Annotated in this window: 22 protein-coding genes and 1 pseudogene; 11 read left to right on the plus strand and 12 right to left on the minus strand. The window is 70.6% G+C overall.

Translation table 11 applies throughout. The annotated features are described in order from the left end of the window. Nucleotides 1-27: 27 nt before the first annotated feature. From Vlu01_RS22150 to Vlu01_RS22160, 3 genes are read right to left on the minus strand one after another with little or no spacing between them, the layout of a single operon-like run. Nucleotides 28-678: a GyrI-like domain-containing protein gene (locus Vlu01_RS22150; protein ID WP_204002747.1), complete on the minus strand. Its 651-nt coding sequence runs from the start codon at nucleotides 676-678 to the stop codon at nucleotides 28-30. Nucleotides 679-700: 22 nt separating this feature from the next. Further along, complete coding sequence (locus Vlu01_RS22155; protein WP_204002750.1) at nucleotides 701-1,045, minus strand: VOC family protein; 345 nt, start codon at nucleotides 1,043-1,045, stop codon at nucleotides 701-703. Between the two features lie 59 nt (nucleotides 1,046-1,104). Then, on the minus strand, nucleotides 1,105-1,986 hold the full coding sequence (locus tag Vlu01_RS22160) for a fructosamine kinase family protein (protein ID WP_204002753.1): 882 nt from the start codon (nucleotides 1,984-1,986) through the stop codon (nucleotides 1,105-1,107). A 164-nt stretch (nucleotides 1,987-2,150) separates the two neighbouring features. Here Vlu01_RS22160 and Vlu01_RS22165 point away from each other — a divergent pair, with 164 nt between their 5' ends. The 3 genes from Vlu01_RS22165 to Vlu01_RS22175 all read left to right on the plus strand — a co-directional run bounded on the left by Vlu01_RS22165 (nucleotide 2,151) and on the right by Vlu01_RS22175 (nucleotide 5,906). After that, complete coding sequence (locus Vlu01_RS22165) at nucleotides 2,151-3,830, plus strand: bifunctional 3'-5' exonuclease/DNA polymerase (RefSeq protein ID WP_204002756.1); 1,680 nt, start codon at nucleotides 2,151-2,153, stop codon at nucleotides 3,828-3,830. Between the two features lie 178 nt (nucleotides 3,831-4,008). Beyond that, on the plus strand, nucleotides 4,009-5,115 hold the full coding sequence (locus Vlu01_RS22170; RefSeq protein ID WP_204002759.1) for a hypothetical protein: 1,107 nt from the start codon (nucleotides 4,009-4,011) through the stop codon (nucleotides 5,113-5,115). Between the two features lie 197 nt (nucleotides 5,116-5,312). Further along, a complete protein-coding gene (locus Vlu01_RS22175; RefSeq protein WP_164448187.1) occupies nucleotides 5,313-5,906 on the plus strand; it encodes a nucleotidyltransferase family protein in 594 nt (197 codons plus the stop codon). A gap of 8 nt (nucleotides 5,907-5,914) precedes the next feature. On the opposite strand, the gene Vlu01_RS22180 is transcribed toward Vlu01_RS22175, so the two are convergent. The 6 genes from Vlu01_RS22180 to Vlu01_RS22205 all read right to left on the minus strand — a co-directional run bounded on the left by Vlu01_RS22180 (nucleotide 5,915) and on the right by Vlu01_RS22205 (nucleotide 13,658). After that, nucleotides 5,915-6,832 (minus strand): amidohydrolase family protein, encoded by a 918-nt coding sequence (locus Vlu01_RS22180; RefSeq protein ID WP_373307493.1) that lies wholly within the window; start codon nucleotides 6,830-6,832, stop codon nucleotides 5,915-5,917. Continuing rightward, on the minus strand, nucleotides 6,829-7,638 hold the full coding sequence (locus tag Vlu01_RS22185; protein WP_204002761.1) for a metal-dependent hydrolase: 810 nt from the start codon (nucleotides 7,636-7,638) through the stop codon (nucleotides 6,829-6,831). The genes Vlu01_RS22180 and Vlu01_RS22185 overlap by 4 nt, the downstream gene beginning before the upstream one ends. A gap of 213 nt (nucleotides 7,639-7,851) precedes the next feature. Then, nucleotides 7,852-8,430, minus strand: a complete 579-nt coding sequence (locus Vlu01_RS22190; RefSeq protein WP_204002763.1) for a DUF1707 SHOCT-like domain-containing protein — start codon at nucleotides 8,428-8,430, stop codon at nucleotides 7,852-7,854. Nucleotides 8,431-8,510: 80 nt separating this feature from the next. Further along, the gene (locus Vlu01_RS22195) at nucleotides 8,511-10,187 is read right to left on the minus strand and encodes a serine/threonine-protein kinase (protein WP_204002765.1); all 1,677 of its coding nucleotides are present in this window, start codon (nucleotides 10,185-10,187) and stop codon (nucleotides 8,511-8,513) included. A 63-nt stretch (nucleotides 10,188-10,250) separates the two neighbouring features. Continuing rightward, nucleotides 10,251-11,582 carry a glycosyltransferase family 4 protein gene (locus tag Vlu01_RS22200; RefSeq protein WP_204002767.1) on the minus strand — a complete coding sequence of 444 codons (1,332 nt, stop codon included), beginning with the start codon at nucleotides 11,580-11,582 and terminating at the stop codon, nucleotides 10,251-10,253. Nucleotides 11,583-11,723: 141 nt separating this feature from the next. Continuing rightward, on the minus strand, nucleotides 11,724-13,658 hold the full coding sequence (locus Vlu01_RS22205) for an amylo-alpha-1,6-glucosidase (RefSeq protein ID WP_204002769.1): 1,935 nt from the start codon (nucleotides 13,656-13,658) through the stop codon (nucleotides 11,724-11,726). A 41-nt stretch (nucleotides 13,659-13,699) separates the two neighbouring features. On the opposite strand from Vlu01_RS22205, the gene Vlu01_RS22210 reads away from it, so the two are divergent. From Vlu01_RS22210 to Vlu01_RS22230, 4 genes and pseudogenes are all read left to right on the plus strand, one after another. Then, on the plus strand, nucleotides 13,700-16,402 hold the full coding sequence (locus tag Vlu01_RS22210) for an MGH1-like glycoside hydrolase domain-containing protein (RefSeq protein WP_204002770.1): 2,703 nt from the start codon (nucleotides 13,700-13,702) through the stop codon (nucleotides 16,400-16,402). Between the two features lie 117 nt (nucleotides 16,403-16,519). Then, nucleotides 16,520-17,092 carry a TetR/AcrR family transcriptional regulator gene (locus Vlu01_RS22215; RefSeq protein WP_204002772.1) on the plus strand — a complete coding sequence of 191 codons (573 nt, stop codon included), beginning with the start codon at nucleotides 16,520-16,522 and terminating at the stop codon, nucleotides 17,090-17,092. A gap of 171 nt (nucleotides 17,093-17,263) precedes the next feature. Further along, a complete protein-coding gene (locus Vlu01_RS22225; protein WP_204002776.1) occupies nucleotides 17,264-18,241 on the plus strand; it encodes an acetyltransferase in 978 nt (325 codons plus the stop codon). Between the two features lie 105 nt (nucleotides 18,242-18,346). Further along, nucleotides 18,347-18,904: pseudogene (locus tag Vlu01_RS22230) on the plus strand (HAD family hydrolase); the annotation flags it as partial. 103 nt (nucleotides 18,905-19,007) lie between these two features. Here the strand turns inward: Vlu01_RS22230 and Vlu01_RS22235 are convergent. The 3 genes from Vlu01_RS22235 to Vlu01_RS22245 form a co-directional block, all read right to left on the minus strand. Next, nucleotides 19,008-19,277: a hypothetical protein gene (locus Vlu01_RS22235; RefSeq protein ID WP_204002778.1), complete on the minus strand. Its 270-nt coding sequence runs from the start codon at nucleotides 19,275-19,277 to the stop codon at nucleotides 19,008-19,010. A gap of 47 nt (nucleotides 19,278-19,324) precedes the next feature. Next, nucleotides 19,325-19,756, minus strand: coding sequence for a RusA family crossover junction endodeoxyribonuclease (locus tag Vlu01_RS22240; protein WP_093407610.1), 432 nt, complete (start codon nucleotides 19,754-19,756; stop codon nucleotides 19,325-19,327). Nucleotides 19,757-19,947: 191 nt separating this feature from the next. After that, nucleotides 19,948-20,643 carry a VOC family protein gene (locus Vlu01_RS22245; protein ID WP_204002780.1) on the minus strand — a complete coding sequence of 232 codons (696 nt, stop codon included), beginning with the start codon at nucleotides 20,641-20,643 and terminating at the stop codon, nucleotides 19,948-19,950. A gap of 366 nt (nucleotides 20,644-21,009) precedes the next feature. On the opposite strand from Vlu01_RS22245, the gene Vlu01_RS22250 reads away from it, so the two are divergent. From Vlu01_RS22250 to Vlu01_RS22265, 4 genes are all read left to right on the plus strand, one after another. Continuing rightward, nucleotides 21,010-22,299, plus strand: coding sequence for an ABC transporter substrate-binding protein (locus tag Vlu01_RS22250; RefSeq protein ID WP_204002783.1), 1,290 nt, complete (start codon nucleotides 21,010-21,012; stop codon nucleotides 22,297-22,299). A 76-nt stretch (nucleotides 22,300-22,375) separates the two neighbouring features. After that, nucleotides 22,376-23,374 (plus strand): carbohydrate ABC transporter permease, encoded by a 999-nt coding sequence (locus Vlu01_RS22255; RefSeq protein ID WP_239096051.1) that lies wholly within the window; start codon nucleotides 22,376-22,378, stop codon nucleotides 23,372-23,374. A 1-nt stretch (nucleotide 23,375) separates the two neighbouring features. Continuing rightward, the gene (locus Vlu01_RS22260; protein WP_204002786.1) at nucleotides 23,376-24,209 is read left to right on the plus strand and encodes a carbohydrate ABC transporter permease; all 834 of its coding nucleotides are present in this window, start codon (nucleotides 23,376-23,378) and stop codon (nucleotides 24,207-24,209) included. A 10-nt stretch (nucleotides 24,210-24,219) separates the two neighbouring features. Then, nucleotides 24,220-25,428: an ABC transporter ATP-binding protein gene (locus Vlu01_RS22265; RefSeq protein ID WP_204002788.1), complete on the plus strand. Its 1,209-nt coding sequence runs from the start codon at nucleotides 24,220-24,222 to the stop codon at nucleotides 25,426-25,428. The last annotated feature ends 35 nt before the right edge of the window (nucleotides 25,429-25,463 follow it).

The following is a 25,463-nucleotide window of genomic DNA, read 5'->3' on the forward strand; positions in this document are numbered from 1 at the left end:
CAGCCTATGCACCCACCGGCGTCGCGGTCACTCGGATTTCTCGGCGGCGGGTGCCCCCGCGTCGGCGAGAACCGGCTGCCGCAGGATGGTGCGCTGTTTCTCGGGTGCTACCCGTCGGAAGTCACTGAGATAGATCTCGTGGTGCTTCCCGGTCATCCGCAGCCCCTGGGCGGGGATGAACTCGTCGTGCAGGTGGGCGAGCACGGCTGCCTCGTCATCGAAGGAGCCGACGTGCAGAGTCTGCACACACCGCCCTTCGGACAGGGTCTCCAGCCGGATGTCAGCGAGGCGTGCCGGCCGGTTCTTCGTTCCGGCCTGCTCGACGGCGGTGTCGACCATGGCCTCGTCGATCCAGTCCGGAATCATGAGCAGCAGGGTCCAGTTCCACAGTGACTTGTCCCGTGACGTGGTGAAGGCAGCCATGTCCTCGGCCCACCACAGGCCCTCCAGGGGCGGAACGACGTAGTCGCGCCCGAGGTCGCGTTTGCTGGCGAACTTGAGCTTGTACGCCACGGGATAAAGCGCTTCGACAGCGGTGGCGAAGGCCGGTGCGGTGTTGGGGTCGCCGTGGCCGTCGATCATGAGGTACCGCATGTCGGGTACGTCCACGATCCGGAACTGCCCTCGTCGTGCCTGGTAGGCGTCGCAGGTCTTCTTGAAGTCGGTCTTGTCTGTCATCGGGTACCTGAAACCGGGCCGGTCATTCGAGCGGTGCACCGCCGAAGCCGACCTCGTTGCCGTCGGGGTCGCGGTAGATCACCTTGCGCACACCGTTCTCGTACGTCTCTCGTGAGGCTGGTTGGATCCCCCGGCTGGCGATGCCCTCCACCCGCTGATCGAGGTCGTCGACGAACACGGTCTGCAGGGCGTGGCCGGCCCGCTCCGGCAGTTCCTCGATGTAGAGGTAGCGGTGCTCGGCAAGCTCCCACACCGCCTCCGTGTCGTTCGGCACGAACGTGGGTGCGGAGCCCAGCAACTGCTCGTACCAGGTGCGGGCATGCTGATAGTCGCTCACGGGGATCCCGGCGAAGAGGTCGACCGTCACGCGTTCACGCTAACCCCGCTGCCGACACGCACAAAGAACCGCCGCCTCGCCCGTGGCAATCAGGACCGGCTCCGGAAGGGGGCCAGGGTGGCGCGGATTTGATCTGCCGCGCCCCAGTCGTCGTCGAACTGGGCCAGCACGGCGAGATGTTGTCGTAGTTGGATGATCGGCATGCGATCCCGCCAACCGTCGTCGAGGGAGGTCAGCTCCGCATAGACGTCGAAGAACCGTTGTGCCTCGGGCGGGGGCGAGGTGGACCACACGTGGGCGAGGTCGACCTCGGCCCACATGTAGGACACGGCCGGGTCGATCAGGGCGGGCTGCCCGTCCGGGGTGGCCAGAATGTTGTGGGCCCACAGGTCGCCGTGCGTCAGACAGGCCGGCCGGTCCGGCAGCAGGTCGGGCAACCGGTGACAGAGCCGCTCCAGCGCCGCCCGGTCCGCCGAGTCGAGTGCCGCGTCGACGCGGGGCTGCCCGAGCCACCGGAGCAGCCGGTGCTGGGCGAAGAACGCGAAACCGTCGTCGCACCAGGTGTTGACCTGCTGGCAGCGGCCCAGCCAGTTGTCGCGGTGCCATCCGAAGCGCGGGTGGGTGGTGCTCAGGTGCAGTCGGGCGAGGATGTGCGCGAACTGCTCCCAGAAGCTGCGGCTGTGCGGCCTCGGTCGCAGCACCGACAACACGAGCAGCTCCCGGCCGGCCAGGATCACCTCGGGTGTGGCCACACCGCCGAGGTCACGCAGAACGACCAGCCCTTCGGCCTCCGCGACGAAGACGTCGTCGGTCGGTGCGTCGGCGAAGGCCTTGACGAACACCGGTGGCGCGTCTCGACGGGTGGCGATGCCCGCGAGCGCGGCGACTCCGCCGGTGGTCGGCTGCACCGTGACGACGTCCCGAATCCCGGCCCGGCGCAGGCACTCCAGCAGGATCGTTGTCGAGGACATCAGGACGGACTCCTCCTGCCCGGGGCGCTTGTTCGCTGATCATATTGCGATGGACTGCCGGCATTTTCAACGCGCCGAAGTCGCCATGACCCGGAGCCTGACCCGCAAGTGCGACAGTCTGGGCCGGCACCGGTGTGTCGTAGGGGCCGGGCAGAATCACGTTCGTGCTGGTGGCGGTGGTGCCCGATGAACGGGGCGGGGGAGTGCTGCAACCCCTCGATCCGGCGGGCGCGCCGCTGAGCGGGCCCGAGACGGTTGTCGACCTGCCGGCTGCGGTGGCTGCCCGGGAGCGCACCGACCAGCCGCGCTGGGTCTGGGCTTCCGGCGCGACGCTCTACCCGGCGCTGCTCCGCGCCGGGATCACGGTGCAGCGGTGTCACGACGTGGAGCTGACCGAGGCGCTGCTGCTCGGGTACGCCGGCCGGTGGGGTGAGCCCCGCGCGTTGCCGGCGGCGTGGGCGCGGCTGACCGGGGCGTCGGTGCCGGCCGATCCACCACCACGGGCGGCGGTCCCGCCCGGTGCCGGTCAGGCCGCGCTCTTCGACGCTGTTCCCGGCCCGCCGGGCCCCGGCATCACCGCGGTGACCCGGGTGTACGCCGACCAGCTCGACCGCATCGCGGCGACCGCCGACCCGGGGCGGTTCCGGCTGTTGGTGGCGGCCGAGTCGGCCGGTGCGCTGATCGCGGCCGAGATGGGGGCGGCCGGTCTGCCCTGGCGGGCCGACGTGCACGACGCGGTCCTCGCCGAACTGCTGGGTGAGCCTTCTCCGGTGGGCGGGCCGCCACGTCGACTGGCGGAGTTGGCCGAGCGGATCGCCGAGGCTTTCGGGGTGCGGCAGCTGCACGCGGACAGCCCGGCCGAGTTGCTGAAGGCGTTCGCGCGGGCCGGGGTGGAGCTGCCGAACACCCGGGCCTGGGTGCTGCGCGGGGTCGACCATCCCGCGGTGCCGCTGGTTCTGCAGTACAAGGAGCTCTACCGGATCTGGACGGCGCACGGCCGGGCTTGGCGGGACGCCTGGGTGCGTGACGGCCGGTTCCGGCCGGAGTACGTACCGGGCGGGGTGGTGTCGGGGCGGTGGGCCACTCGGGGTGGTGGCGCGTTGCAGATTCCGAAGGTGATCCGTCGCGCGGCGGTGGCCGACCCGGGCTGGCGGTTCGTGGTGGCGGACGCCGGGCAGTTGGAGCCGCGGGTGCTGGCGGCGGTTTCCGGTGACGCCCGGCTCGCCGCTGCCGGGGCGACCGGTGACCTGTACGCCGCGCTGGCCCGGGACGCGTTCGGCGGTGACCGCAGCCGCGCCAAGCTGGCGCTGCTCGGCGCGATGTACGGGCAGACCGGTGGGTCGGCGGTGCCGGCCCTGGCGGTGTTGCGGCGCAACTACCCGACCGCGTTCGGGCATGTCGAGGCCGCGGCGCGTACCGGTGAGACGGGTGGGTTGGTGCGTTCCTGGCTGGGGCGGACCTGCCCGCCCGGCACGGCGGGTTTCGGTGGCGACGACGAAGGGCCGGTGGACCCGGACGCGGCCGGTGACGTGTGGTCGCCCCGGGCCCGGGCGGCGCGTTCCCGGGGCCGGTTCACCCGCAACTTCGTCATCCAGGCCACCGCGGCCGAGTGGGCCTCCACCCTGCTGGCGGTGCTGCGCGGCGAGTTGGCAGCCACCGGGGCGGAGCTGGTCTTCTTCCAGCACGACGAGGTGATCGTGCACTGCCCGGTGGAGCAGGCGGAGCGGGTCGCCGAGCTGGTGGATCGGGCCGGTCGGCGGGCGACCTCGCTGCTGTTCGGCGACACTGCGGTCCGCTTTCCGTTGGATCTCTCCATCGTGGAGTGCTACGCCGACGCACTCTGAGTACGGGTAGGCGGACAAATGTTCACCGGAATTTCTCGGCTCATACATGCCGAGAAAGCGAGGAATTCGTCCGCCTGACGCCGGGTCGCCCGCTGTTCCCGGTGCCCCTGCCGTGTGTCACTCTGGCCCCGCAAACGTGACCACTTTGATCGACATGGTGTCGGTGCCGGGAGGCGGTATGGCCAGACGCGTGTATCTGCATATCGGTGCGCCGAAAACGGGAAGCACCTATGTGCAGAACGTGCTCTGGAACAATTGCGCCGCCTTGCAGGAGGCGGGCATTCTGTTGCCGGGTAGTCCGGTGGCGCACGATCAGGCGATGGCTGACCTGCGCGCGGCACCCTGGCGGGACACCGACGTCTACTGGACCTGGGACCGGTTGGCCGAGAAGGCCCGTGGCTGGGCCGGCGATGTGATCATCAGCAACGAAGGGCTGGGCGCGGCGACCGGTGCGCAGGCCGCCCGGGCTGTGGAGAGCCTGGATGGTGCCGAGGTGCACGTCATCGCGGCCGGTCGTGACCTGTGGCGTACGTTCCCGTCGTTCTGGCAGCAGAGCGTCCGGGCCCGCAGTGGTTGGCGGTTCGGTGCCTTCATGCGCGCGGTGGAGGAGGGCCGGGCGGAGGCTTTCTGGAACAACCACACCGCGCCGCGCATGCTGCGTCGGTGGGGGGACCTGGTCCCCGCGGAACACCGGTACCTGGTGACGGTTCCTGCGCCCGGTGCCCCACGGGACCTGCTGTGGCACCGGTTCGCCGGGATCCTCGGGATCCCGGACGGGCTCTGCGAGCTGGCGGAACCCACCTCGAACCCGTCGCTCGGCGCAGCCGAGATCGAACTGCTGCGTCGGGTGAACCTGGCGTTGGGCGACAGGTACCCGCTGCGGACGCCGTACCAGAAGGTGGTACAGCGGCACCTGGTCGACGCCGTGCTCAAACGCCGCGAGGGGGCGACCTTCGGCGTCGGCCTGGACCGGGCCGACTGGGTGCGCGAGCTGGCGGAGCAGCAGATCAAGGAGCTTCAGGACTACCCGTGCCGGATCGTCGGCGACCTCGACGAGTTGCGGCCGACCGTGATGCGGCAGAGCAACAGCCCCGACGACCTGGGCGAGGAGCAGCTGCTCCAGGTAGCTGTCGAGACGATCGTCGGCATGCTGGCGCACGCCGATGCGCTCAGCCAGCCGCCTCCCGGCGACCACGACAACATGAACGTCCTCTCCCGGCTGAGGACTCGGGCGGCCGGTGGCGTCAAACGCCGGTTACGCCTGGCTACCCGACGCGAGCCGTAGCCCGACCGGCACCGTCGTCACGTCCACTGGAGGCGGTGTGTGCCGACCTATAGATACCCAATTTACACCAAATGCCCCGCCACTCTCGTCCGGCCGCCGTCGTTGCAAACGGTGTGCGTAGGACGGGACGGTCGGGGTCGCGTGGCTCCGACCGCTCCCACGCTGGAGGGAGCGCAGCTCTGAACCGGATCGCAGGAATGATCATCGCCGCAGGGGGTGGCCGCCGGATCGGCGGGCCGGAGGCCCTGCTGCACCAGGGCGGCAAGCCACTGGTCGACCAGATGATCGACACGCTGACGGAGGCGGGCTGCGGGCAGATCGTGGTCGTCCTGGGTGCCGCAGCCGACCAGGTCCGCGAGACCGCGGACCTGAGTCGCGCCACCGTGGTGGTCAACCGCGCCTGGGGTACCGGCGTCGGCTCGTCCATCCGGGCCGGCCTCGCCGGCATCGACGACGATCGGGTCGAGGCGGCGGTGGTGGTGCCGGTGGACATGCCGGGGCTCACCGCTGCGGCGGTGCGGCGGGTCGCCGCGTTGCCCTTTCCCGACGTGCTGGTCTGCGCCACCTACAACGGGCTGCGCGGCTACCCGATGCTGTTCGGTCGTCGACACTGGCCCGGCATCGCCACCCTGGCCAGCGCCGACGTGGGTGCCCGGCCGTATCTGCTGGCGCACAAGGACCAGATCGTCGACATCGCCTGCGACGCGGTGGCCGACGGCAGCCGGGTCGACACCCCCGAGCTGATGGCGCTCTACGGCCTCACCGTCCCCGAACAACGCGTCGGCGTCTGACCCGTCGGTCAGTGTGCCGGCAGATCGAACAGGTCGGCGGCGGCCTGCCAACAGACCACCCGCAACCAGTCGTCGCCCAGGTCGAGCCGGGCCAGACCGGTCAACTGCTCGGCGTACGGGTAGGGGATGTTCGGGAAGTCGCTGCCCAGCAGGACCTTGCCGGCCAGCCCCAGCTCACGCAGTCGCGGCAACTCCTCGGGCGGGAACGACACGAATTGGTCGAAGAACGAGGTGAACACCATGGTGGTGTCCAGCCGCACCCGCTCGTGACGCTCGGCGAGATCCAGGAAGGCGGAAAAGTCCGGCGCGCCCAGGTGGGCGACGATCGCGGGCAGCCGTGGGTGCCGGGTGAGCAACGCGGCGAACGGGTCCGGCCCGGTGTGGGCGGCACCCACCGGCGCGTGCCCGGCATGGACGACCACCGGTACGCCGGCCTCGGTGAGCATGCCCCACACCTGCTCCAACGCCGGGTCCGTCGGTGCGAAACCGCCGACCTGGAGGTGCACCTTGAACACCCGGGCGCCGGCATCGATCGCTTCGGCGACGTAGCGTGGCGCCTCCGGCTCGGGGTAGAAGGTGGCCGAAGGCAGGCATTCGGGCGTGTGACGCGCGAAGTCCAGCGTCCAGTGGTTCAGCTGCTCGGCCATTGCGGGCCGGTGGGCGTACGCCAACGCGCCGAACGCCCGTACCCCCAGCCGGCGGAGGTGGTCGACGCGTTCCTCGTCGCTCCACCGGTAGCGGATCGGCCACTCCATCCCCACCAGCGGGCCGGCGGAGTCGAAATGCTCCCACACCCGACGGCGCATCCTCGGCGGCAGGAAGTGCACGTGCACGTCGGCCAGACCGGGCAGCCCGAGCTGCTGCCAGAACCGTGGCACGGCCTCGTCGGCGGCCACGATCGCCGGGTCCACCGCCTCGACGCTCACAGATCGAGGTTAAACCTCTGCAACACCGAGGGGGCGACAAGCCCGACCGTGGCCAGCACCGACACGATGGTCAGCGCGGTGCGGACCACGACGATCTCGGTCTTGCCGCCGGCCCGCAGTGCGATCTTGTCGGGCAGGCTGATCGGTGTCCACATCCGGCGTTTGATCGGGATCGGCCAGAGAATCGGTACGCCGGCCCGAGTGATCATGTCACCGATGATGTGCACGAAACAGCCCACGCCGACAGCTAATCCGATCATGGGATAACCCCGGTCGCCAGGGAGGTTCGCGGCGGTGAACACGGCGGCACCGGCGGAGACCAGGGTGACGATGAGCCAGCCGGCTCGCTCGGCCCACTCGTCGAACAGGCCGCGCAGGGCGAGACCGATCATGAAGAACAGGATGCCGATGACGGCCCACTTGCCGTACCGGGCGCAGAGCGTGGTGGTGCCCCAGCCCACCAGCACGGTGAACGGGATGGTGTGGGTCAACGTCCGGTGGCCGTTGCTGCGCTTGGGGTCGCGGCTGAGCTTGGTGGCGTAGTAGACGCCCAGCGAGATCTTCTCCACCACCTCGGCGACAAACAGTGAGAAGACGCCGAAGGTGCGGGCCACGGTCGCGCCACCCTGGTTGCGGGTGACCTTGCCGGACAGGTCGAGATCGGGCAGCAGTGCCCCTCCGGCGCAGACGGCGGTGCCGACGGCCAACGCCAACGGCGACTGCTCGTAGTCGTAGAACTGCTGGAGCGCCCAGGATCCGCTCAGCCATACCGCCGCGCCGGACAGCGCGTGCGACGGTCCCATCATCTCGGCTCGCCCTCCCCAGGGATCTTGAGCGCCAAAACTACGTCACTGTAGTTCGCGGCGACGCCGCAGGGGGACCGCCTGCCACATCCACTTCAGACAGTGACCGGATCCGACCGACGGACCGGGCCGATCACCAGGGAGTATGGCAGCGCGTGACGGTCGGCTGGCACGATCTGTCGGCCATGGGACGGCGGCACGGACCGGACCGCGGGGTCACCACCAGCGTTTGCGGGGCGCGCGAACGGTCACGTCACCGAAGATCGCGCGGCAGTGCACCTCGATCACCGGTGCGCCCGCAGCGACCGGGCCGCTGAGCTTGGACTGCTTGCTACCGAAGACGGCGCTGCCGGTGAGCCGGACATCGGTGCCCTCCGCCACGACGATCGTGACGTTGCCGAAGATCGCTTCCGCTTCGATCCGGATCACCCGCCCGGGCAGCCTGGCCTCGTGCAGCTCGATCCGGCAGTCGCCGAAGACCGCCCGAGCCTCGATGCGCTCCGGTGCCGGCCACGCGCCCTTGCGAACCTCGTTGCCGAAGATGGCCAGGAGTTTCTCCGGCGCGGGAACGAGCCCGCCCGGTGCGGGACGGGCCGCCGCGTCCGGCAGGTCCCTGGTGACCCTGGCCAGTTCGCCACGGGTCTGCGCGGCGTGAGCGACGCCGGCCCGTTCGGTGTACTCGTCAAGGGTGAGCCGGCCTTCGGCCGTCGCCTTGCCGAGCAGCTCCACGACCTCCTCCCGCTCCCGGTCGGAGACTCGCAGCTGGTCAGTGTCGTCGTACCGGTCCGGTTCCACGCTCCGAGACTAACGGCGTCCCGTGAGGTCGTGTTCTGGCGCGGCGTCCGGAGACGTTCACCGGGCCGCGACGTGCCGCACTAGCGGTCGGGTCGGAAGCTGAGCCGGACGGTCGCCCGCTCGCTCGCCGCGTCCGTCCAGTCCGGTTCGCGCGTGATCCAGCTCAACGTCCAGGTGCGGCCCCGGGTCGGATGGTCCGTCACGATCTGGATGGCGCGCAGCCGGTCACCGTGCGGTGTCAGCCACCCGAACTCCCACTCGGCGGCGTCGCCGATGCGGCCGAGGCGGAACTCCTGGTAGCCGGGGAGGGTGCCGCCTGCCAGTTCCCGGTCCCGTACCGAGGTGAGTCGCGTGATCGACCCGGTGGTGGTGCCGGCGCTGTCCGCGACGGTGAACACGCGACCGGTGGCCGGGTCCTGGAAGCAGGACACGTCGTCGTCGCGGAAGTACCGCCAGTCGGCGGGGAGCGCCACCCGGAAGCCGCCCGCGTTGGCGTGCCACACCCACCCGGCGGGCGGCCGGAACTCGTCGCCCCGCCGGGCCGGAGCGGTGGGTAGCGCCGCGCCGTCGACCCACGGGCGTACGCAGGGCAGTGGCGGCGGGGCGAGGCCGCCGGGCGGGGGGCCGGGTGGACGTCGTTCGTCGCGCGGGATCGAGCCTGCCGGACCCGATGGGCCCACGTCGTACGACGGTGGGTTCTGCGCCCCCGGATCAGGCTGGTCCGCGCCGCTGCCCACCACCGTCAGCGCGGTGCCGATCCCGGCCGCCATGGCGACCAACACGGCGACCGCCGCCCACGCCCACGGCCGGACCAGGACCCTCCGCTGGTGCTCGGCCTCCGGCGTCGCCTCCCCGGTGTCGGCGGGCGGAGTGGGCGACGGTGGCCCGCCGGCCGGGGGAAGGGCAGCGGTGTCCTCACCTGCCCGCTCGGGCTCGTCGGCCGGATCGCACCCGGCCGCGGCCAGCAGCCGGCGGCGCGCCTCCCGGTGGTCGATCCGGTGCGCGGGGTCGCGGCGCAGCAACCCGGCCAGCACCGCCGACAGCGGCCCGGCGTGCGGTGCCGGGTCCGGTGGTGCGCAGGCCAGTGCGCTCAGCGTCGCCATGGCGGTGCTGCGAGCGTAGGGGGCGCGACCCTCGACGGCAGCGTGCAGCGTGGCGCCGAGCGACCACAGGTCTGCCGGTTCGCTGGACACCCCCTCGGCGGCACGCTCCGGCGCGACGTACTGCGGCGAGCCCAGGATGGTGCCCGGCCCGGTCATCGTCTGATCGCCACCGTCGAAGACGGCCAGCCCGAAGTCGGTCAGCAGCACCCGACCGTCGTCGGCGACGAGGACGTTCGCCGGCTTGACGTCGCGGTGCAGCACCCCGGCATCGTGCGCCGCCCGCAGCGCGTCCAGCAGCGCCAGACCGATCCGAGCGGACTGCTGCGGCGACAGCGGTCCGTCCGTGTCGAGAAGGTCCTGGAGAGTGCGTGAGGGGACGTACTCCATGACGATCCACGGCGCGTCGGACTCGGAGACCACGTCGTAGACGCGGACCACGTTGGGGTGACTGAGCCGGGCCGCGGTACGCGCCTCACGTAGCGTGCGGGCGCGCAGCTGGTCCAGTTCGTCACCGCCGAGCCAGGCCGGCAACACCACCTGCTTGATCGCCACCTGGCGGTGCAGCAGCTCGTCCTCGGCCCGCCAGACCGTGCCCATCCCGCCACGCCCGACCAGATCGAGCAGCCGGTACCGGCCGGCGATCGCCACTGGCATACCTGCCCCCATCCGCCGCTGTCCGGCGTACACCCTAGGGGGTTAACTGCCGCGCGGGTCCATTCAGGAGGCAGCCCCTCCCACCGCGAGCAGGTTGCCGTCTGGAATGGCTATCGTCTGCCGACGCCCGGGCATCTCGGCGGCGGCGCGCCGGAACTGCGGCGCGGCGTGATCACGGCAGGCCGTGGCGTACGTGTCGGCGGTACGGGCGGCGATGGTGGCCCAGGCGTACCGTCGGCCGACCATGCAGCGTGCCTGCCGGGCGACCCGCCGGGCGAAGATCTCGTCGCCGAGGAGTTGCCCCACGGCGTCGGCCAGCGCCGACGGGTCGCTGTGGGGGAAGGTGACGCCGGTGACGCCCGACTCGACGATCTCGGCCAGCCCACCGGTACGGGCCACGGCGAGTGGTGCCCCGGCTGCGGCGGCCTCCAACGCCACCATGCCGAACGGCTCGTAGAGGCTCGGCACGACCGTCGTGTCGGTCGCGCCGAGTACCGCCGGCAGTTGGGTGTTGTCGAGGAAGCCGGCGAAGCGCACGGTGCCGGTGAGCCCGAGCTGACGGGTCCGGTCCTCCAACTCGCCGCGGAAGGGACCGTCCCCGGCGATCAGCACCCGCAGCCCGGGGTGCCGCGCGCGTAGCTTCGGCACGGCGTCGATCAGGTGCTGTACGCCCTTCTCGTAGACCAGGCGGCCGGCGTACCCGACCAGCGGCCCGTCCCCGGCGAAGCGGGCGCGGGCCGAGGAGACCGCGCGCGGCCGAGCCCGCCAGGCCCGGTCGTCGACGCCGTTGGGTACCACGTCGACGCGGTGCCCGGGCGTGCCGAACAGCGTGGTGACCTGTTCGCGCATGTAGCCGGAGCAGGTGATGACCCGGTTCGAGGCGTTGCTGAGCCAGTGTTCGACGCCGTGGATGGTGCGGTTCATCTCCTCGGGTAGCCAGCCTTGGTGTCGGCCGGCTTCGGTGGCGTGGATGGTGGTGATCAGGGGGAGGTCGAGGTGGTCGCGCAGGGTGATGGCGGTGTGGGCGACGAGCCAGTCGTGGGCGTGGATGACGTCGTAGGTGTGGGTGGCGGTGGCGCGTAGGGCGGTGCGGGTGAGGGTGTGGTTGAAGGCCATGGTCCAGGCGAGTAGGGATCCGGTGGCCAGGGGGAAGGTGACGGGGTCTTCGGCGGCGCGGACGATGCGTACGCCGTCGAGGTATTCCTCCAGGGGTGCGTTGTCGGCGTGGCGGGTGACGACGGTGACCTGGTGACCGGCGGCGGCCAGGGCCACCGACAGCGCGTGCACGTGCCGACCCAGGCCGCCGACCAGGACAGGTGGGTACTCCCAGGACAGCATCAGCACCCGCTGCGAGCGTGCGGGGTTGATGTCGATCACGTCGGCGTCCGGTGACATACGCGCCCCCTTCGAGTTGTCTCCGCGCACCCCGTCAGAAGCCCCCTGACGGGTGGCGTCGGCGTTGCGGCTGGATCGGAACCAATCCTGGTCGTGGCTGGATAACCAGCGGAGACGTAACCGTTGCGGGGGTGTAAAGCGCTACCGGCGCACGCGTAGCAACTCCGCGACCGACCATGCCTGGAAGGGGCATCCGGTGGCGGTGTGCGGGGCCGTGCCGTCGGCGGTCTCGCTGACCGAGCCGAGACCGTATTCGCTCAGGTGCGCCTCCAGACCGGTGAACAGGTCGTTGACCGGCAGGCCGGCCCGCCGGCTGGCGTCGGCGTACGGGCCGATCAGCCACGGCCAGACCGTGCCCTGGTGGTAGGCGGTGTCCCGCTCGGCGGGCCCGCCCCGGTGCCGGCCCAGGAAACCGGGAGAGTCGGGGGAGAGGCTGCGCGGGCCGAGCGGGGTGAGCAGCCCGACGCCAAGACGACCCAGCGCCTGAGGATCCGGCTCCATCGGCGCGAAGGGCAGCGACCAGGCCAGCAGTTGGTTGGGGCGCAGCAGATCGTCGTCGTGATGGGCGGCACCACCCAGCGGGTACGCCGGAGCGGGCGCGTCGACCACGTCGTGCAGCCAGCCGGCCGGGGCGGGGAACCGGTCCCGGAACGCCTTGACCGCCCGCTCGTGCAGTCGGTGCAGCCCGTCGGCGTCCTGCCCGGCCAGTTCGGCCAGTTCCGCGACCCCGGCCACCCCGTTGACCCAGAGCGCGTTGACCTCGACCGGCTTGCCGTGGCGGGGGGTGACCGGAACCCCGTACACCCGGGCGTCCATCCAGGTCAGCGCGGCACCGGGGACCCCGGACGTGAGCAGCCCGTCGGCCGGGTCGACGGCGATGCCGTACCGGGTGCCGGCCAGGTGGGCGTCGATCACCGCGCGCAGCGCCGGCAGCAGCTCGTCGCCGAGGTCGGTGTCACCGGTGGCGGTGACGTGCCGGCTGACCGCGTGCAGGAACCACAACGTGCCGTCGACGGTGTTGTACTCGACCCGCCCGGTGTCGGCGGTGTTGGCGAGCATCCCCTCCGACAGCGTCCCCGCGTACGCGCGCAGCAGCTCACGGCCCAGATCAGCCCGGCCGGTACGCAGGAACAGCCCCTCGTAGGAGATCATCGTGTCCCGCGACCAGGCACCGAACCACGGGTAGCCGGCCACCACCTCGACCGGGTTGTCCCTGGTACGCACCACGAACGCGTCGGCGGCCAGCGCCAGGGTCGCCTCGACGTCGTCGGCGGGCCGGGCCGCCGCGACCACGTCCCGGTTGCGTCGTCGGGCCGCCGCGACCACCTCGACGGCCGGCGGCGGTGCCGGTGCCGGATCGTGTGCCCAGGCCAGCACCGACAGCGTGTCACCGCGACGGTGCAGGGTGTCACGGAACTGGCCCGCGTACCACAGGTCCTCCTCCGGGTGCAGGCCCCGCGCCGCCTCCTCGCGGTGGTACACGCCCCGCCACCAGTGGCCCTGCGGTGACCAGCCGGGCCCGGAGAGGCGGTACGCGCCCTCGATCACCGCGCCGCCGTCGACCGGGTCCATCCGCAGCGGTGGCCCGTCGCCGCGCCGCTCGCCGTGCGCGTCGCGCCAGGTGCAGGCGGCGGCCAACTCCAACTCGACCGGGCCACCGCTGATCAACCGGTGCACCACCGCCACGCAGGAGCGGCCGGGCAGCATGGCCAGCTCCCGCTCGATCACCACGTCGCCGACGCGCCACCGCCAGCGCGGCAACCCGTCGGTCAGGTCGAAGCGCTCCAGCAGCTCGAAGCCGCGCGGGTCCACGTCGCCGGAGGCCCATTCGTGCGCGCCGAGGCGCACCCGGGCGCCGGAGGGCAGCAGCACCGCCGGATCGAGACTGACCAGTCCCACCTTGCGGGAGGCCGGGGTTTCTCCCGGGATCACCAGCAGGCCGTGGTAGCGGCGGGTGCGCAGACCCGCGACGGTGCCCATGGCGTATCCGCCCCGGCCGTCGGGGACCAGCCACTCGCGGCTGGCGGCGCTGGTCAGCTCGCCACAGACCTGCGAGCCGTAGCGGATCTCAATCAACTTTCCTCCATCGCGGCGAGGTGTAACACGACACGACGACAATGGCCGCTGTGGTGAAGTACCCCGGCGGCGTCGAAGATGTTCGAGTGATCAGTGACGGTTCGTCCTCCGCCCCGGCCCTCGACGTCGAGCGGCTCCGGCTCGCCCAGGCCGACGCCGGAGAGCAGGACTGGCGCGCATGGGGTCCCTATCTGTCCGAGCGGGCGTGGGGGACGGTACGGGAGGACTACAGCGAGCACGGCACGGCCTGGGACTACTTTCCCCACGACCATGCGCGGTCCCGAGCCTACCGGTGGTCCGAGGACGGTATGGCGGGCGTGTGTGACGACCGGCAGACCTTCTGTTTCGCCCTCGCGTTGTGGAACGGACGCGATCCGATCATCAAGGAGCGGATGTTCGGCCTCGGTGGCGACGGCGGCAATCACGGCGAGGACGCCAAGGAGTACTGGTGGTACGAGGACTCCACGCCCACCCACTCCTGGATGCGGTGGCGCTACCACTACCCGCAGGCCGCCTTCCCGTACGACGAGTTGGTGGCGGTCAACGGCCTACGTGGCCGGGACGACACGGAGTACGAACTGGTCGACACCGGCATCTTCGACGACGACCGGTACTGGGCGGTGACCGTCGACTACGCCAAGGCCGGGCCGACCGACATGTGCGTCGTGGTGACCGTGGCCAACCGCGGTGACGAGGCTGACCGGTTGCATGTGTTGCCGCACCTGTGGTTCCGCAACACCTGGGCATGGGGGCTGCCCGGCGGTGACCGGGTGCCCCGGATCGTCGGGTCCGGGCGGCGGCTCGTCGGCGAGCACTGGGTGCTCGGCCAGATCGTCCTGGAGGGCGACGGCGATCCGACGCCGCTGCTCTGCGACAACGACACCAACGCCGAGCGGCTGTGGGGGCTGCCGAGCCGTACCCCGTACCCGAAGGACGGCATCAACGACCATGTGGTCGACGGCGCGGACACGGTCAACCCGCGTCGGGAGGGCACCAAGGGGGCGCTGCACTACGTGCTGGACGTGCCGGCCGGTGAGCAGCGACGGATCCGGTTGCGGCTGACCCGCACCGCCCCGCCGCCGGGCGACGCCTCGCCGTCGCCCGCCGATCTGGGAGACGGCTTCGACGCGGTGATGTGGGCCCGTCGCGCCGAGGCGAACCGGTTCTTCGACGGGGTCATCCCGCCCAAGGCCAGCGCCGACGAGGCGTTGATCGCCCGGCAGGCCATCGCCGGGCTGATGTGGGGCAAGCAGTTCTACCACTTCGACGTCAAGCGGTGGCTGGAGGGTGATCCGGGTTCGACCCCGCCGGCCGGTCGCCGACACGGGCGCAACAGCCACTGGTGGCACATGACCAGCTTCGACGTGATCTCCATGCCCGATCCGTGGGAGTACCCGTGGTACGCCGCCTGGGACCTGGCCTTCCACTGCGTGAGCATCGCCCGGGTGGACCCCGGCTTCGCCAAGGAGCAACTGCTGCTCCTGCTACGTGAGTGGTACCTGCATCCCAACGGCCAGATCCCCGCGTACGAGTGGGCCTTCGGTGACGTCAACCCGCCGGTGCACGCCTGGGCGGCGTTGAAGGTGTTCGAGATCGACGGCCGGCGGGACCACGACTTCCTGGCCCGGATGATGCACAAGCTGCTGATGAACTTCACCTGGTGGGTCAACCGCAAGGACACCGGCGGCAACAACGTCTTCGAGGGCGGGTTCCTCGGGCTGGACAACGTCGGCCCGTTCGACCGCTCCGCGGCGCTGCCGGTCGCGGGCGTGCTGGAGCAGTCCGACGGCACCGGCTGGATGGCGATGTACGCGCTGAACCTGCTGGACATCGCCATCGTGCTGGCCGAGCACGACCACACCTGGGTGGACACCGCGACGAAGTTCTTCGAGCACTTCGCCTACATCGCGGCGGCCGCGTACGACCAGGGGTTGTGGGACGAGGAGGACGCCTTCTTCTACGACGTGCTGCGGCTGGCCGACGGCACGAAGGTGCCGTTGAAGGTGCGGTCGGTGGTGGGCCTGCTGCCGCTGGCCGCGGTGACCCGGCTGTCGGCGCGGACCCTGCGTCGACTGCCGGAGTTGAGTGCTCGGCTGCGGTGGTTCCTGACCAACCGGCCCGAGTACGCCTCAGTGGTCGGCGGCCGGCGTCTCGGCCCGGACGGACGGCAGCAGCGGCTGCTGTCCATGTGCGGCCCGGAACAGGTGGTCCGGCTGCTCGCCCGGATGCTGGACACCGACGAGTTCCTCTCCGAGTACGGGCTGCGCACGCTGTCCCGCGCCCACCTCGACAAGCCGTTCGCGGTGACCCTCGGCGGGCAGGAGTTCTGTGTCGGCTACGAGCCGGCCGAGTCGACCAGCGGCCTGTTCGGCGGCAACTCCAACTGGCGCGGGCCGATCTGGATGCCGACCAACTTCCTGTTGATCAGCGCGTTGCGGGACTACGCCGCGTACTTCGGCGACGACCTTCAGGTGGAGTACCCGACCCGGTCGGGGGTGAAGAAGACCCTCGACGAGATCGCCGACGACCTGTCGGCCCGGCTGATCGCGTTGTTCACCCGCGACGGCTGGGGACGCCGGCCGATCTACGGTGCGGCGCAGCTTTTCCAGACCCACCCGGACTGGCGTGACCTGATCGCCTTCCCGGAGTACTTCCACGGTGACAACGGCGCCGGCCTGGGCGCCTGGCATCAGACGGGCTGGACCGCCCTGGTCGCCGACCTCATCCTCACCCTGCGCCGCTGAACCCTGCGCCGCTGACCGGGGCGACGCTGCTCGGCTCAGCTGAGCACTGACCCGCCTTCAGTCGCCAATCCGTCGCGACACAATGACCCTGCGTGGGGCAGGGCTAGCATCGGCGACGTGTCCGGAGCAGACGAACCAGACACCGCGCGGGACGGCGACGCGATCGTCGCCACCGCCTGGCAGTTGGCCGAGGCGGAGGGCCTGGCCGCGGTGACGACCCGGCGGCTCGCCGAACGCGCCGACGTCGACCTCGGTGCCCTCTACCAGCGCTTCGCCGACCGGGACGCGGTGGTCGCCGCTGTCGCGGTGCGGGGGTTCGCCGACCTGGCCGCCGCACTGACCGATGCACATGCGGCTGTCGATCGCCCGGGGGAGGTCTGGCCGGCGGTGATGGCGGCGTACCTGGATTTCGCGTACGCCAATCCCGAGGTCTACGACGCGATGTTCGCCCACACGCCGGAGCTGACCCTCGGCGCGGAGCAGGTTCCCGAGACGGTCGCGGCCACCTTCGGTGAGCTGCGTGCCGCGTTGACGCCCCTGGCCGCCGGCCGCGACGCCGACATCCTCGCCGAGTTGGGTTGGAGTCTGCTGCACGGCATGGTGATGCTCACCCGGGGCGGCCGGCTGCGCCCTGACACCCAGGACCACCGCGAACACCTGCTCAGCAAGAACCTCTTCAACCCCTACTGACCCCCCACCCACCCCCGGGGGCTGTGGGGTGGGTGGGGGTGGGGGTAGGTTGGCTGGTACGCCGTCGAGTGGGAGGGGAGGTCAGGACAATGTCCGATGTTCTGCGCCCCGTCCGCGGCCCGGCGTCCACGCGGATCTGACCCGGGGCGTCGCTGTCCCGGAGGATCCGCCATGACCGATCTGGTCGTCCGCCCGCTCGTCGCGGGCGAGGAGAAACTGTTCGACTCGATGCCTGACCCGCTGCCGCAGCTGCGGCAGATCAGCTACGCCGACGGGATCGCCGGCGGCGGCTACCGGCCGGAGCACACCTTCATCGCGTTACGCGGCGGCCGGGTGGTGGGTCGCGCCGCGTGGCTGTTGCCACCCGGGTCCGTCGGCGAGCCGTGGCTGGAACGGTTCGAGTTGGACCTCGCACACACCGCCGAAGCGGCGAGCGCCGGAGGGCCGGTCAGTGCCGGAGGGCCGGTCGGTGGCGCAGAGTCGGTCGGTGGCGCAGAGCCGGTGGCGCAGGTCGGTGCCGCGTTGCTGCGCGCCGCGCACGACGCGCTCGGCGGGCCGAAGACGTACCACGCGGCCCTGCCGGCGTACTGGCGTCGGCAACCCGAGGTGCGGGCCGTCGCCGAGGCGTCGATGGCCGCGGCCCGACTCGCGGGACTGGTCGAGCGGGGGGAGCGGATCAGGTTCAGTTGGACGGGCGGGCCGCTGCCGACTGCGTCCGGCCGGTTCTCGTTCCGTCCGGCCGTCGACGCTGCAGAGATCGAGGCGCTGGTGGCCCGGGTCACCGAGCCGGTGGTGCTGACCGGTGCCGAGACCGCCCGGATGGTCGCCGGAGTGGACCTGGCCCGCGATCCGCTGGCCTGGTTGACCGGTACGCCGCCCGCAAGCTGGCGCGTCGCGCTCGACGGTGACGACCCGGTGGGCCTGGCGGGGCCGACGGCCGACGCCTGTTTCCCAATGATCGCCTACCTGGGTCTGCTGAACGACTCGGTGCTGGGTGAGCTGTTGGCCGACGCGGTCGCGGCGTTGGCCGGCGGCGGGGCGCACGAGGTGGTCGCCGACGTGGACGCGCACCGGGTGGCTGTGGTGGCGGAGCTGGAGCGGACCGGCTTCCGCCGGATTCGTTCCCGGGTGGTCTTCACCCCCGCCTGAGCCGATGATCGTCTGCATTCCAGTGATCCGACACGCCAACCCGACGGTCACTGGAATGCAGACGATCAAAGAATTATTCGGTCGTCCGTCGGGTGGGGGTCGCCTACAGTCCGCGAGGTGATCGAGCGGGCCAACGCCGTCACCCACGGGTACGGCAGCAAGGTCTTCCTGCGCAGTCTGCGCGACTGCCTGGAACGGCTGCGTCAGCGCCCGGCGACCGAGGCGGAGCGCCGTGAGATCGCCGAACTGGCGGTGGCGCTGGTGACCCACCAGGTCGAGCTGATGCCGGGGGTGGCCGATGCCCTGGACGAGCTGGCCGGTCGGCACGAGCTGCTGCTGCTGACCAAGGGGGAGCGCGCGGAGCAGCAGCGCAAGCTGGACGCCTGCGGGTTGTTGCACCACTTCACGGCGGCGCACATCGTCCCGGAGAAGTCCGTCGAGACCTATCGGTGGCTGACCCGGGAACACGACCTGGACCCGGATCGCGCCTGGATGATCGGCAACTCGCCGCGCTCGGACATCCTGCCGGCCCGGGCTGCCGGCTGGAACGCGGTGTTCATCCCGAACGCCAACACCTGGGTGCTGGAGCAGGACGAGCTGGATTCGGCGGACGTCGGTGTGCTGCACCTGGCCGCTTTTCCGGACCTGCTGCGCCACTTCTGATCACCAAGGGGACGCCGGGCGAGCCCATGCCCGGCCGAGGTCAGGACCGGAGCGGATGGCCCGGTCCTGACCTCGGCCGGTCGGCGCGACCGGGCGGGGGACGTCAGGTGGTCTCGCCGCGCACGATGGCGACCGCGATCCGGCAGAACTCGTCCATGTCGGGTTCGAACCCGGCCGCGATGTCGGGATGCAACCCGACGCGGGTCTCGTCGAGCAGTCGCTGACAGACGTGCTCCACCGGCTCGCCAGCGTAGCTGTCGCGCACCCGATCGGCGGCCACCTGCAGGGCAGAGGTCAGCTGCTCCTCCAGCGGCCCGCGCAGCTTCTCCTGCACCGGGTCGCGGGGCTCCAGCGTGACATGTGGCTCCGACATCGGCGCTCCCTTCGTCGGCGGCTGCGGTACCCCACCGCTGCCGTAGGTCAAACCCCGTCCGGTACGGCGGCGACGCGCACCTGATACGAGAAATCCTCGGCCGGTTGCTCCAGGTAGGACAGCCGGCGGATCTGCTTGTCGTCGTCGTAGAGGGCGACGTCGACCAGCACGCCGAGGTGGGCCAGGCCGATGCTGGAAACCCGCTTCTTGTCCTGGAGCACCGCACACACCCCGCCCAGCAGGGTGCTGGCGTCGGAGGTACGGTGCCCCGGCGGGCAGCGCAGTGTCAGGTCGATCTCGATCGGGCCGGACAGCGGGGTCCAGCCGGTTTCCTGCGCGGCCGCGCAGGCGGCCTGGAGCAGGGCGCGTACCCTCGTCGCCTGCCGATGCCCGGCGGCGAAGATGGACAACGCTTCGGTCTTGACCGGTGGCAGGCCGCTCACCTCGAAGGTCAGGGTGAGAGCGCGGGTGTCCTGCACCACGGCGGCACCTCCTCGTTGGGGACGATCCTGCCCAACCGGTATGCCGGTGAGGGGCTGTTCCCGCGAGAACCAACCGATTGGGCGGGTCGGGGTCGACCGGTGGCGTATCGACGGCGACGGCGTACGCGCTGGCAGCGAAGCGGGTAAAACGCTAGTGCACCTGACGGCCGCTCGGAAGCACCGGCCGGTCATTCCCGCGCCGGAAAGGCGCAGAACTCGTTGCCCTCCGGGTCGGCCAACACCCACCAGGACACCGCGTCGTCCGGCTCCCGCAGCAGCACCGCCCCGGCCCCGATCAGCGCGGTCGGCTCGGGGCCGACCAGGTCGACGTCCCAGTGCATCCGGTTCTTGACGCTCTTGCGCTCCGGCACCGGGTCGAAGACCCAGTACTCCCAGGGAAAACCGGCCGCGCCGGTGATCGAGGCGTGGCCCTCCTCGCTGACCTCGACCTCGCCGCCGACGACACCGGCCCACCAGTTGGCCTGGGCGGCCGGGTCGGCGGAGTCCACCACCAGCTCGAACGGCCCGGGCCGGGTCTCGTCGCCCGGGGCGAACGCGCAGAACAGGTTGCCGTCGGGGTCGGCCAGCACCCACCAGCTGATCTCCGAGTCCGGCTCGCGGACCAGTCGCGCCCCGGCGTCGCACAGCGCCGCCGGGCTCGCCTCGGCCAACCGCAGGTCAAGATGTACGCGGGTCTTGACGGTACGCGGCTCGGGCACCTGGTTGACCCAGATCGACTCGGCGCTGGAGCCGGCACGCGGGTCGATCCGGGTGTCGCCGTCGCCGGTGTCGACGAGGTACCCGTCGAGCACCCGGGCCCAGAATCCGCCGAGGGCGTGCGCGTCCACGGTGTCGAGGCAGAGGTCCTTGAAGCGTGCGATCATTCGCCCGATCATGCCGGCTGGCACCGACAGCCGCCCTCCGGAACACCGCTGGCCGAACGGCGAAGGCCTCGCCATCTCGGTCGTGGTCGGCAGCACATTCGCTGCCCTGCTGCCCTGCTGGTCTACGCCCGCCGCCCGCCGTCCTCGGCGGCCGAGCGTCCCGGGCACGGCCGGCGTGACGGGGACCACACAGTTCGGTGTTTAGGGCGTCTCAACCCGGGCAGGTTTCGCGGCTCAACCGGCCGGGCAGTGTTGCAGCCACGAAACGCAGGGGTGCCGAGTCGCAGGTCAACGCCCTGACCGTCTCGCCGTGCGCCGGGGCACGGAGATCTCCCCGGCTGTTTGGCGGAGAACGAGGGGAGGGTCATGAGCGAGCGGAGTGATCCGGGCGGCGGTCGGCGTCGGCCCCGCGTACGGATGGCGGCGACGGCTGCGGCGCTGACCTTGGTGGCGCCGATGGCGGCGTGTGCCTCCGGCGGTGACGGCGGGGTGCCGACGATCAACCTGTACTACCCGCCGGAGCAGAACCTCCAGCAGGTGGTCGACCGGTGCAACACCGAAGCCGACGGACGGTACCGCATCGTCAACCGGGTGTTGCCGCGCGAGGCCGACGAGCAGCGGGTGCAGATGGTCCGGCGGCTCGCCGCCGAGGACAACGGCATGGACGTGCTCGGTCTCGACGTGACCTGGACACAGGAGTTCGCCAGCGCGAACTGGATCCTGGAGTGGACCGGCCAGGACCGTGCCGAGGTGGAGCAGGGCACCCTCGAAGGCCCGCTGGAGACCGCCCGGTACGAGAACAAGCTCTACGCCGCGCCGAAGAACACCAACGTGCAGTTGCTGTGGTACCGCAAGGATCTGGTCCCCGAGCCACCGGCCACCTGGGACGAGATGATCTCGATGGCGCAGCGGTTGCGGGAGCAGGGCCAGCCGCACCAGGTGCTCACCATGGGTGCCCAGTACGAGGGACTCGTGGTGCTCTACAACACCCTCGTGGCCAGCGCCGGCGGCAACATTCTCAACGACGACGGCACCGAGGCACTGGTGGACGACGGCGCGGTGCGAGCGCTGGAGGTGCTGCGGAACTTCGCCACCTCCGGGGTGACCTCACCGTCGTTCAGCAATGCCACCGAGGACCCGGTGCGGCTGGAGTTCCAGAGCGGCAACGGCGCATTCCAGGTGAACTGGCCCTTCGTCTATCCGGCGATGCAGGAGGCCAACCCGGAACTGGCCGAGAAGGTCGCCTGGGCCCGGGTGCCCGGCGTCAACGCGGACACTCCGGGCCGGGTCACCATCGGTGGGATCAACCTCGCCGTCAGCCGGTACTCGGAGCACCCGGAGGAGTCCTTCGAGGTGGCCCGGTGCCTGCGCAACGCGGAGAACCAGAAGTTCTCCGCGATCAACGACGGGGTGCCGCCGACCATCGAGAGCGTCTACGACGACCCGGAGATGGACGAGGCGTACCCGATGAAGGAAACCATTCTCGAGCAGCTGCGGGACCCGGCGGTGCGGCCGTTGACCCCGGCGTACCAGAGCATCTCCACCGTGACCTCGGCGATCCTGTCGCCGCCGTCGTCGATCGACCCGCAGGCGACCGCCGACGAGCTGCGCGAGGCGATCGCCGCCGCCCTGGAGTCGAGGGGAGTCCTGCCGTGAGCGAGCGTAGCGAGCGAACCATCGAGTTCAGTGCGCCGATGCCTCAGGCCGGCCCGCAGCGGAGCGGAGGGGCGGCATGAGCATCAACGCCACCCCGGCCGGCGCGGACGTGGCCGCCGACGGCACCGACAGCCGCAGCGGTCGGCACGCCACGGTGCCCGCGCAGCGGGACAACCGACGCCGCAAGGTGCCGCTGAGTGAGAACAAGCGGGCCGAGCGCAAGCTGGGCTGGCTGCTCTGCGCCCCGGCGGCGCTGGTCATGCTGGCGGTGACCGCCTATCCGATCCTGTATTCGGTGTGGCTGTCGTTGCAGCGTTACGACCTGCGCTTTCCCGCCGAGCGGGAGTTCATCGGGTTGGAGAACTACGTCACGGTGCTCACCAACGAGTTCTGGTGGACGGCGTTCGGCGTGACCATGCTGATCACGGTGGTCACCGTGGCCGTGGAGCTGGTGCTCGGCATGGGGCTCGCGGTGATCATGCACCGTACGCTGGTCGGGCGGGGGATCGTGCGGACCTCGGCGCTGATCCCGTACGGCATCGTCACGGTGGTGGCCGCCTTCTCCTGGCGGTACGCGTGGACGCCCGGCACCGGGTATCTGGCCAACCTCTTCTCCGACGGGGCGCCGCTGACCGAGCGGGCCAGCTCGCTGGCGATCATCATGCTGGCGGAGATCTGGAAGACCACGCCGTTCATGGCGCTGCTGCTGATGGCGGGTCTGGCACTGGTGCCGGAGGATCTGCTCAAGGCCGCCTCCACCGACGGCGCGACCGCCTGGCAGCGGTTCACCAAGGTGATGCTGCCGGTGATGAAGCCGGCGATCCTGGTGGCGCTGCTGTTCCGCACCCTGGACGCGTTCCGGGTCTTCGACAACATCTACGTGCTCACGTCGGGGGCCAACGAGACCTCGTCGGTGTCGATGATCGCCTACAACAACCTGATCCGGGGTCTGAACCTCGGCATCGGGTCGACGATGTCGGTGCTGATCTTCATCACCGTGGCGATCATCGCGTTCATCTTCGTGAAGCTGTTCGGTACCGCTGCCCCGGGCAGCGACGACGGGGAGAGGCGCTGACATGGCTGACACCACCACCCGGGCCAAGGTGCGCTGGGGGCTGCTGGACCTCGCCGTGGTCGTGTTCGCGCTGACCCCGGTGCTCTGGATCATGTCGTTGTCGTTCAAGACGCCGGCGACGCTGACCGACGGGAAGTTCATCCCTCGGGAGTGGACGCTGGAGAACTACCGGACGATCTTCGCCACCGACCAGTTCGTCCGGGCGCTGGTCAACTCCATCGGCATCGCGCTGATCGCCACCTCGATCGCCGTCGTGCTCGGCGCGATGGCCGCGTACGCGATCTCGCGGCTGGACTTCCCCGGCAAGCGGATGCTGATCGGCGTCTCCCTGTTGATCGCGATGTTCCCGCAGGTGTCGCTGGTCTCGCCGTTGTTCGAGATCGAGCGGCAGCTCGGTCTCTTCGACACCTGGCCGGGGCTGATCCTGCCGTACATCACCTTCGCGCTGCCGTTGGCGATCTACACGCTGTCGGCGTTCTTCAAGCAGATCCCGTGGGACCTGGAGAAGGCGGCCAAGATGGACGGTGCCACCCAGGGGCAGGCGTTCCGGCGGGTGATCGCCCCGCTGGCCGCACCGGGACTGTTCACCACCGCCATCCTGGTCTTCATCTTCTGCTGGAACGACTTCCTGTTCGCCATCTCGCTGACCTCCACCGAGCGTTCGCGCACGGTGCCGGTGGCGCTGTCGTTCTTCACCGGCGCCTCGCAGTTCGAGGACCCGACCGGCGCGATCTGCGCCGCCGCCGTGGTGATCACGGTGCCGATCATCCTGTTCGTTCTCTTCTTCCAGCGTCGCATCGTCTCCGGCCTGACCTCCGGCGCCGTCAAGGGATAGGTGACTACTCGTGGCTGACATCGTGCTCGACAAGGTGAGCAAGAAGTTCCCGGACGGCACCATCGCGGTGCGCGACGTCGACCTGGAGATCGCCGATGGCGAGTTCGTCATCCTGGTCGGCCCCTCCGGCTGTGGCAAGTCCACCACGCTCAACATGATCGCCGGCCTGGAGGACATCAGCTCCGGTGAGTTGCGCATCGGCGGGGAACGGGTCAATGACAAGGCCCCCCGCGACCGGGACATCGCCATGGTGTTCCAGTCGTACGCGCTGTATCCGAACATGACCGTGCGGGAGAACATGGCGTTCCCGCTGCGGCTGGCGAAGCTCGACAAGGAGACGATCACGCGGAAGGTGGAGGAGGCGGCGAAGGTTCTGGAGCTGACCCCGTTGCTGGACCGCAAGCCGGCCAACCTCTCCGGCGGGCAGCGGCAGCGGGTGGCGATGGGCCGGGCGATCGTCCGGCAGCCCAAGGCGTTCCTGATGGACGAGCCGCTGTCCAACCTGGACGCCAAGCTGCGGGTGCAGATGCGGACGGTGGTGTCCCGGCTGCAGAAGCAGCTCGCCACCACCACCGTCTACGTCACCCACGACCAGACCGAGGCGATGACCCTCGGCGACCGCGTGGTGATCATGCGGGGTGGCGCGATCCAGCAGGTCGGCCCACCTCAGGAGCTGTACGACCACCCGAACAACCTCTTCGTGGCCGGGTTCATCGGCTCGCCTTCGATGAACTTCCTGACCGCCACGGTGGACGAGGGCAGACTGCGTACCGCGTTGGGTGACGTGCCGATCGGTGACCGGATCCGCCGCGAGCTGGAGGGGGCCGACGCTCCTCGGGACCTGATCCTCGGTATCCGTCCGGAACACTTCGAGGACGCCGAACTGATCGACGAGGAGACCCGTCGTCGGGGCGCGGAGTTCACCGCGCCGGTGGACATCGTCGAGTCGATGGGTTCGGACAAGTACGTCTACCTGAGCGTCGAGGGCGAGCGGGCCACCTCCGCCGAACTGGAGGAGCTGGCCGCTGACGCGGGCGCGGCCGACTTCAGCGGCGCCGGGTCGAACCTGGTCACCCGGTTGTCGGCGGAGTCCACCGTCACCGAGGGGGAGGACCGGCGGGTCTGGTTCAACCTGGAGAAGATCCACCTGTTCGACCCGTCGGACGGCCGCAACCTGACCCTGCACGAGGGTCGCGCCGCCGGGGCCCTCGCCGACTGACCGGCCCGGCCGGGCGCATCCGCCGGCACGGCAAC

Source organism: Micromonospora lutea, from assembly GCF_016863535.1.
In the GTDB taxonomy this organism is placed as follows: domain Bacteria; phylum Actinomycetota; class Actinomycetes; order Mycobacteriales; family Micromonosporaceae; genus Micromonospora; species Micromonospora lutea.

Coding starts and splice junctions, on each gene's coding strand:
- Vlu01_RS22150 (WP_204002747.1), bottom strand. CDS start 678: ATGACAGACAAGACCGACTTCAAGAAGACCTGCGACGCCTACCAGGCA.
- Vlu01_RS22160 (WP_204002753.1), bottom strand. CDS start 1,986: ATGTCCTCGACAACGATCCTGCTGGAGTGCCTGCGCCGGGCCGGGATT.
- Vlu01_RS22170 (WP_204002759.1), top strand. CDS start 4,009: ATGGCCAGACGCGTGTATCTGCATATCGGTGCGCCGAAAACGGGAAGC.
- Vlu01_RS22175 (WP_164448187.1), top strand. CDS start 5,313: ATGATCATCGCCGCAGGGGGTGGCCGCCGGATCGGCGGGCCGGAGGCC.
- Vlu01_RS22185 (WP_204002761.1), bottom strand. CDS start 7,638: ATGATGGGACCGTCGCACGCGCTGTCCGGCGCGGCGGTATGGCTGAGC.
- Vlu01_RS22195 (WP_204002765.1), bottom strand. CDS start 10,187: ATGCCAGTGGCGATCGCCGGCCGGTACCGGCTGCTCGATCTGGTCGGG.
- Vlu01_RS22200 (WP_204002767.1), bottom strand. CDS start 11,582: ATGTCACCGGACGCCGACGTGATCGACATCAACCCCGCACGCTCGCAG.
- Vlu01_RS22210 (WP_204002770.1), top strand. CDS start 13,700: ATGGCCGCTGTGGTGAAGTACCCCGGCGGCGTCGAAGATGTTCGAGTG.
- Vlu01_RS22225 (WP_204002776.1), top strand. CDS start 17,264: ATGACCGATCTGGTCGTCCGCCCGCTCGTCGCGGGCGAGGAGAAACTG.
- Vlu01_RS22235 (WP_204002778.1), bottom strand. CDS start 19,277: ATGTCGGAGCCACATGTCACGCTGGAGCCCCGCGACCCGGTGCAGGAG.
- Vlu01_RS22245 (WP_204002780.1), bottom strand. CDS start 20,643: ATGATCGCACGCTTCAAGGACCTCTGCCTCGACACCGTGGACGCGCAC.
- Vlu01_RS22250 (WP_204002783.1), top strand. CDS start 21,010: ATGAGCGAGCGGAGTGATCCGGGCGGCGGTCGGCGTCGGCCCCGCGTA.
- Vlu01_RS22255 (WP_239096051.1), top strand. CDS start 22,376: ATGAGCATCAACGCCACCCCGGCCGGCGCGGACGTGGCCGCCGACGGC.
- Vlu01_RS22260 (WP_204002786.1), top strand. CDS start 23,376: ATGGCTGACACCACCACCCGGGCCAAGGTGCGCTGGGGGCTGCTGGAC.